7 protein-coding genes are annotated in these 7244 nt (G+C 72.4%); 6 read left to right on the top strand and 1 reads right to left on the bottom strand.

From position 1 onward, the window contains the following. Nucleotides 1-346 precede the first annotated feature (346 nt). The 4 genes from KWI83_RS32975 (at nucleotide 347) to KWI83_RS32960 (ending at nucleotide 5046) form a co-directional block, all read left to right on the top strand. Nucleotides 347-862 (top strand): hypothetical protein, encoded by a 516-nt coding sequence (locus tag KWI83_RS32975; protein WP_218518068.1) that lies wholly within the window; start codon nucleotides 347-349, stop codon nucleotides 860-862. A gap of 103 nt (nucleotides 863-965) precedes the next feature. Beyond that, nucleotides 966-2495 (top strand): flotillin family protein, encoded by a 1530-nt coding sequence (locus KWI83_RS32970; protein ID WP_218518067.1) that lies wholly within the window; start codon nucleotides 966-968, stop codon nucleotides 2493-2495. Between the two features lie 113 nt (nucleotides 2496-2608). Next, entirely contained in the window at nucleotides 2609-3220 is a 612-nt protein-coding gene (locus KWI83_RS32965) for a hypothetical protein (RefSeq protein ID WP_218518066.1), read from the top strand. Nucleotides 3221-3435: 215 nt separating this feature from the next. Further along, nucleotides 3436-5046 carry an adenosine deaminase gene (locus tag KWI83_RS32960; protein ID WP_374106427.1) on the top strand — a complete coding sequence of 537 codons (1611 nt, stop codon included), beginning with the start codon at nucleotides 3436-3438 and terminating at the stop codon, nucleotides 5044-5046. Nucleotides 5047-5052: 6 nt separating this feature from the next. Here KWI83_RS32960 and KWI83_RS32955 read toward each other — a convergent pair whose 3' ends face one another. Next, the gene (locus KWI83_RS32955) at nucleotides 5053-5745 is read right to left on the bottom strand and encodes an ANTAR domain-containing protein (protein WP_218518064.1); all 693 of its coding nucleotides are present in this window, start codon (nucleotides 5743-5745) and stop codon (nucleotides 5053-5055) included. Nucleotides 5746-5929: 184 nt separating this feature from the next. Between KWI83_RS32955 and KWI83_RS39315 the strand changes: the two genes are divergently transcribed. Beyond that, on the top strand, nucleotides 5930-6280 hold the full coding sequence (locus KWI83_RS39315) for an STAS domain-containing protein (protein WP_308122315.1): 351 nt from the start codon (nucleotides 5930-5932) through the stop codon (nucleotides 6278-6280). Beyond that, nucleotides 6277-7194, top strand: a complete 918-nt coding sequence (locus KWI83_RS32945) for an anti-sigma factor RsbA family regulatory protein (protein WP_218518062.1) — start codon at nucleotides 6277-6279, stop codon at nucleotides 7192-7194. Before KWI83_RS39315 ends, KWI83_RS32945 begins: the two co-directional genes overlap by 4 nt. The last annotated feature ends 50 nt before the right edge of the window (nucleotides 7195-7244 follow it).

Here is a 7244-nt window from a genome sequence, read left to right as displayed (position 1 = left end):
GGCCTGAGCCCGTCGATGGTGTCAGGACCGCGAAGAAGATGACGGGGGGGGGACCGACTGGCTACCTGTCGGACGGACAGTCCCGCTTCAGCCGTGGCGTGTCGTGCCGCTGAGGATTCGCTCGCGGAACATGTCGGCGTGGCCGCGGTGCTGGGCCGGCTGATGCCTTGGGATCGCCTGTGTGACACGGCGTCAGCAGGCTCCCGGGCTGTCGGCTGCCCGGCTGTGGAGAGCGCGGCATCAAAGGCACGTAAAGATTGCCGGAACCAGGCAATGTCCTGCCTGGTGTCCGCGTGTGACGATGCCTGCGACAACGGGGGAGGGCAAGGAGAGGCGGTGTGCGCGGATGGCCTGGTTTCTGGGGCTCGGCATTGCGGGGGTCGTCCTCCTTGCCCTGTCGCTCATCTTCGGTGATGTGCTTGAGGGGCTCTTCGACGGTGTCGATGCGCTGGACGGCCTGGCGGAGGGGCTGCTGTCGCTTCCGGTGATCGCCGGTTTCGTGTCCATGCTCGGCTTCTCCGGTGCGATCGTCCTGGGCACCACCGGGCTGGGTGCGGCTGCCGCCACCGCGGTCGGGGTACCGACCGGCGTCGCCACGGGCTGGCTGACGTACCGTCTCAGCCGCGCGCTGATGAGCGATCGCTCCGGAGCCGCCCCTCGCGACGACGACCTGATCGGTGCCTCGGGGTCCGTGGTGACCCCCATCCCGGCCGACGGCTACGGCGAAGTGCTGGTCCATGTGGCCGGGCAGCCGGTGAAGCTCTCCGCGAGGAGTGCCGTCCCCGTGGCTCGCGGTACCGAGGTGTGGGTGGATCAGGCGCTGTCACCCACGGCGGTGTCCGTGCGTCCGGTCGAACGCTGACCCCCGGCCCGCTGTCTTAGCTTCTGCACCGATACGCCGGTGCGGTTCCTTCATCCGACCCTTCTCGATTGGCCGTCCCCTGGGAGGGCCGAGGGGAATACTCATGAGTTCAGTCGTCATTGCCGTGGCGGGAGTTGTCGTACTCCTCGTCCTCCTGGCACTGGTCGTCATCAGCCGCTACAAGGTCGCGGGCCCCAGCGAGGCGTTCATCGTGACCGGGCGGCGCGGCAAGCAGGCCACCGACCCGGAGACCGGGCGGGTGTTCACCGACAACAGCGGGCAGAAGGTCGTGGTCGGCGGCGGTGTGTTCGTCGTGCCGTTCGTCCAGCAGAAGTTCACCCTCGACCTGTCCTCGCGGCACATCCCGGTCGCCGTGCGCGGGGCGGTCACCCTGCGCGGAGTGAAGGCCAACCTCGAAGGTGTCGCCATCGTCAAGGTCGGCGGCAGCGAGGACTCGATCCGCGCCGCCGCGCAGCGGTTCCTCATGCAGCAGGACGGCATCGTCGGCTTCACCCAGGAGGTGCTCTCCGGCGCGCTGCGCGCGATCGTGGGCCGGATGTCCGTCGAGGACATCATCCGCGACCGCGCGGCCTTCGCGGGCCAGGTCGCCGAGGAGGCGGAGGCCAGCCTGTCCGGGCAGGGCCTGGTGCTGGACGCCTTCCAGATCCAGGACATCACCACCGAGGGCTCCTACCTGGAGGACCTGGGGCGCCCGGAGGCGGCCCGCGCCAAGCAGGAGGCGGACATCGCCGAGGCCGTGGCCCGGCGGGCGGCCGAGCAGGCGCGGCTGAAGGCCGAGGAGGAGATCGCCGTCGCCCAGCGGACGTTCGCGCTGAAGCAGGCGGAGATCAAGGCCGAGACCGACGAGGCCGCGGCCCGTGCGGCGGCCGCGGGTCCGCTGGCCGAGGCCGCCCGGCAGCAGGAGATCCTGGCCGAGCAGGAGAAGGTCGCCGAGCGGCAGGCGGCGCTGACGGACCGGCAGCTCGACACCCAGGTGCGCAAGCCGGCCGATGCCCAGCGGTACGCCGCCGAGCAGGAGGCCGAGGCCAAGCGGGTGGCGCGGGTCAAGCAGGCCGAGGCCGAGCGGCTGGCCGGGATCGCGGCGGCGCAGGCGGAGGCCGAGCGGGCCCGGCTCGTCGGTGAGGGCGAGAAGCAGCGCCGCAGCGCGCTGGCCGACGCGGAGGCGATCGAGGGCCTGAAGCAGGGTGAGGCGGAGCGGTCCCGGCGTGCGGCGATCGCGGAGGCGGTCCGGCTGGAGGGTGAGGCCGAGGCGGCGGCGATCGGCGCGAGGGGCGCGGCCGAGGCCGAGGCGATGGAGAAGAAGGCCGACGCCTTCGAGCGGTACGGCGACGCGGCCGTGCTGCAGATGCTCGTCGAGGTGCTGCCGCAGGTTGTCGCCAAGGCGTCCGAGCCGCTGAGCGCCGTGGACAAGATGACGGTCATCTCCACCGACGGCGCGAGCCGACTGTCGCGCACCGTCGCGGACAACGTGGCCCAGGGCATGGAACTGCTCAGCTCCACCACGGGTGTCGACCTGGCCGAGCTGCTCAAGGGCATCACCCAGCGGGACGGCGCTGACCAGCCCGTGGCCGCGGCGGCCGCTGAGGGCAACGGGAAGATCGAGATCGGCTGAGTTCAACGCCTCCGACCGACACAAGGGGCCCGCGCGGCATCGAGTCGCCGGGCCCCGAGTCCGAGGCCAGTGCGGCCACCGCACGTACACGCACGAAGAGAAGACGGCCCCGTATGCCTGAAGTCCACCCTCGCACCCACACGACGGCACTCGCGCTCCCAGCGACCGTGCGCGCACTCGCCGACCATCGTCGGCGGGCCTGGCGGTGCGTCGGCATCGGGGCCACCGCCCTCGTCGTCGGGCTGGCCGTCGGACCGCGCGCGCACCAGTCCGGCATCGGCTGGCTGAGCGCGCTCGCCGTGTTCTGTGTCGGGTGCGGTCCCGTCGTCGCCGCTGTCGGAGTGGCGGCGCTCATGAACTCCCGCCGTATGCGGCGCACCGTGGCCACCCATACGTGGATCGCCTGCAACGCGGTCGCCATCCCGCCGGGCCAGGGGCCGCCCCGCGTGGTGCTGCGCCATCCGGTGACGGGCACCCTGATCCCGCTGTCCGTACGCACCGTGGCCCCGCGGTACCACCTGACCAATCCGGAACCCGGAGGTGTGCTGTGGTGGGCCGGAGACTCCCGGACCGGTGGGGTCATCGCCCCACCCGGCGGGGAGCACCTGCTCTGGGTGCGTCCCACGCAGACCGAGCGCGCGCGTCGCCGTGACGCGGAAGCCGCCGTACGGCGCGGGCTGCTGGACAGGCCCACACCACCACAGCCGCAAGCTCCCCGCACCTGAGGCAGCGGGCACGCCGGGCTTCGCTGCGACCACGGCCACCGAGGTGTTCGACGGCGCCGGAGTGTTCTCCGGCGAAGGGCGCTGCCGCTTCGGGGACGCCGACGCGGATGGTTTCGCAACCGACAGCGCCGGTCGGGTCACCCGCGGGAGTGGTCGTCCCCCGTACACCGCTCGGTCCGCGCATGTCCGGGCATCCCCCTGTCGATGATGCGGGCGTGACTGCTCCGATCTTTCCTACGGTGCCCCGGTCCGGCCGCCTCGCGGTGGCCGGGCTGGGCGCTGTGGCACTGCTGACGTCGTCCACCCTGCTCACCCCCGGACTTGCCGAACCGGCCTCCCCACCACGGCCCGTGACCGTGGGGGAGAGGGGTACGGCCGCCTACCTGGACGCCATCCGACACCAACCCGACCTGCTGAGTGGCTTCTTCCGGCGGCTGCCCAAGGGGGCGGATCTGCACAACCACCTCTCCGGGGCGGCCACCACGGAGTATCTGATCGAGCTGGCCGCCGAGGACGGACTGTGCGTCGAGACCGCGACGATGACCGCCGTCGCCCCGCCCTGCGGTCCGGGGACCCGGCCCGCCGCCGACGCCCGTACCGACCGCGCCTTCCACGACGCGATCCTCCGCGCCTGGTCCATGCAGGACTTCCCGCCGGACCAGAACGGCCACGACCACTTCTTCGCCACCTTCGGCAAGTTCGGGGCGGTGACCGAGCGGCACCGCGGCAAGCTGCTCGCCGAGGTCGCCGACGACGTGGCCGCCCAGAACCAGTTCTATCTGGAGACCATGGTCACCCCGGCCTCCGCCGGTGCGAAGCGGCTCGCCGCCGAGGTCGGCTGGGACAGCGACCTGGCGAAGCTGCACGGCAAACTGACGGCCGGGGGCAAGCTGGACAGGCTGGTGGCCGAGGCACGGAAGGAAGCGGACGACGCCGACGCCGAGTTCCGCGCGGCCGCCCGCTGTGACACCGGTCGACCGCGGCCCGCCTGCGACCTGCCGGTCCGCTTCATCTCCCAGGTGTCGCGCGGCAGTTCACCGGAGCGGGTCTTCACCCAGATCGCGCTCGGCATGCGCCTGGCCGAACGGGACTCCCGGTTCCTCGCGGTCAACCTCGTCCAGCCGGAGGACGGCGAGATCGCCCTGCGCGACTACCGCCTGCACATGCGCATGCTCGGCTACCTGTGCGGCCTCTACCCCCGCGCGCACCTCACCCTGCACGCGGGCGAACTGTGGCCCGGTCTGGTCAAGCCCGAGCACCTGACGTTCCACATCCAGCAGGCCGTGGACGTCGCCGGCGCCGAGCGCATCGGCCATGGTGTCGACCTGGTCCACGAGGACGACTGGCAGCGCACCGCCCGCACCATGGCCGACCGTGAGATCGCCGTCGAGGTGCCCTTCACCAGCAACGCCCAGATCCTCGGCGTACGCGGCGACGACCACCCCTTCACCACCTACCGCCGCTACGGCGTCCCGGTCGTGCTGTCCACCGACGACCCCGGCGTCAGCCGCACCGACATCAGCCGCGAGTACCGGTACGCCGCCGAGACCTACGACCTGTCGTACCCGGAGCTGAAGGACCTGGCCCGGGCGTCCCTGGAGTACGCCTTCCTGCCGGGCCGCAGCCTGTGGCGCGGCAGTCCGACGCGGGACGGGTACCACCTCACGGCCGCCTGCCGGGGCGCACGGCCCGGCGTCACCGAACCCGGCGCGGACTGCCGTCGTCTGCTCGATGCCAGTCCCAAGGCCGCGATCCAGTGGCGGCAGGAGGTCGCCTTCCACTCCTTCGAACGGACCTTCGGCAGCGCGACGAGAAACGGGAGGTGACCCGCCTCACCGCCCCCGCCGCGCAAGCGCCCGTCGCAGCGCCACGCGTACCCCCTCCGGCGGGGCCGGGCCGTCGTTCTCCACGCCGGAGGTGATGGCCTCGGCGACCGTGTGGAGCTTGGTGTTGGAGAGCTGGGAGGCCTCCCGGAGGACGTGCCAGGCCTCGTCGGAGGTGCAGGCGTGGGTGGCCATGAGGATGCCGCGGGCCTGGTCGATCACCGGTCGGGAGGCGATGGCCCGACGCAGGTGCTCGATCTCCTCGCGCAGTTCGTGGAGCTGTTCCGCGCGTTCCAGGGACACGGCGGAGGGGGGCGGGGTGGGGGACGGCACGGCCGGGGGGTTCGGGTCCCCGGGGCGCAGAGGGTCGGTGGTGTCCAAGCCGATCAGCTCCAGGATGCGGCGCGGCTGGCCGTGCCAGTTGATGGCGGAGACCGGGATCAGGTTCCGGCGCCCGTAGTCGCGCAGGGTGTCCAGGAACTGCCGTCCCGCCGTGTCCATGAAGATCACGCCGACCATGTCCAGCTCCACCCGGCTGGTACCGGCGGGCAGTGCGGCCAGCGCCCTGGCCAGAATGTCGTCGCACCCGTGGACGACCTCTCCCCGCGCGCACAACACGGCCCGGCCGGTGCCGTCGGTGCGGCAGTCGATGGTGAGTGGGTGCAACCGCTCCGCTGGAGAGGGTGGTGCCGCTGAGGTCATGTCACCGCCTTCGTGGTCCCCGAAAGTCGTAGGCAGTCAGTTGTGTGGAGCCCCCCGTCGCCCCGATGCTGAACGTGCGCCTTCCCGGGACACGGCGGCCTACACCCCGTGCCGGCCGGGTTCGGGGATTGACCGGTTCGCGTCGGGGTACGAGCGACGTGTCCAGGAGTATCGGGAGACGGCTGTGACCATCCAGCACCGGGTTCCGTCCGGGTCCGGCGGCACGGCGGGGCTGACCGTCGCACCCCTGGCCGAGCGGTTCGGCGTACGCGCGGTCGGAGAGGTGGGGTTCACCACGCGCGGGATCTGGGCACGCGCACTGGAGGAGGTCGTGCGGGACGGCAGGGCCGTGTGTCATCTGGAACTGTCCGCCGTGACGTTCGTGGACGTCGCGGGCGCCGGAGTGCTGGTGGACGCCGCGCGGCGGCTGCCCGCCGGCCGGCGGATCGTGTTGCACCGGCCGCCGCCCGCCCTGTGCCGGACACTGGAGTTGTTCTGGCCCGGCCTGTCGGCGATCGAGGTGTCGATGTCATGAGCGCGCCCTTCGTGCACCCCGCGCTGTTCTACGCCGACGAGCAGGAGTACCTCGACGGCACCGTCCCCTTCATCCGCGAGGGCCTCGCCGCCGGGGAGCCGGTGGCGGTGGCCGTGCCCGGCAAGAACCTGGCGCTGATCCGGGACGGGCTCGGCGACATCGCCGACGCGGTGCGGCTGCTCGACATGCGCGAGGCCGGACGCAACCCCGGCCGGATCATCCCCGGTGTGCTACGCGCGTTCGCCGACGCCCAGCCGCCCCACCGCCGGGTGCGCATCATCGGCGAGCCGATCTGGGCGGGCCGCACCCCCACCGAGTACCCGGCCTGCGCCCAGCACGAGGCCCTGATCAACGCGGCGTTCGCGGGCCGCCCGGTGACCATCCTGTGCCCGTACGACGTCCAGGCCCTGGACGAGAGGGTGCTCACCGACGCCCGCGCCACCCATCCCACGGTCATCGCCTCGGGCCGGGAGCAGGACAGTTCGGCGTACGACTGGGAAGGCGTCGTCAACCGCTACAACCAGCCCCTGCCCGCCGTACCGGACGCGCTGTCCTTCGCCTTCGCCGCCGAGACGCTGCCGACGGCCCGGCACACCGCCACCCGGGAGGCGGCGCGGTTCGGGCTGGCCGGTACGCGGCTGGAGGACCTGGCGCTGGTCACCGCCGAGCTGACCACCAACAGCGTGGTGCACGGCGGCGGTTCGGGCGTGCTGCGGGTGTGGGCCGAGCACGGGTACGTGGTGTGCGAGGTCCATGACACGGGCCGCCTGACGGACCCGCTGGCGGGCCGCCGCCCGGCCGCCCGGGACCAGCGCGGCGGCCGGGGGCTGCTGCTGGTGAACCTGGTCGCCGACCTCGTACGGGTGCACACCGGCGAGGAGGGGACGACGGTCCGCTGCTGGTTCGCCCGCTGAGCCGTCCCGGCTGCGGGGGCGGCTGCTGGAGGTCCTCGTGGCGGGGGCGC

It is taken from the genome of Streptomyces sp. TRM70350 (assembly GCF_019219825.1).
Taxonomy (GTDB): domain Bacteria; phylum Actinomycetota; class Actinomycetes; order Streptomycetales; family Streptomycetaceae; genus Streptomyces.
The sequence above is the reverse complement of the archived record's forward strand: the minus strand, read 5'-3'. Positions and strand labels throughout refer to the sequence as shown.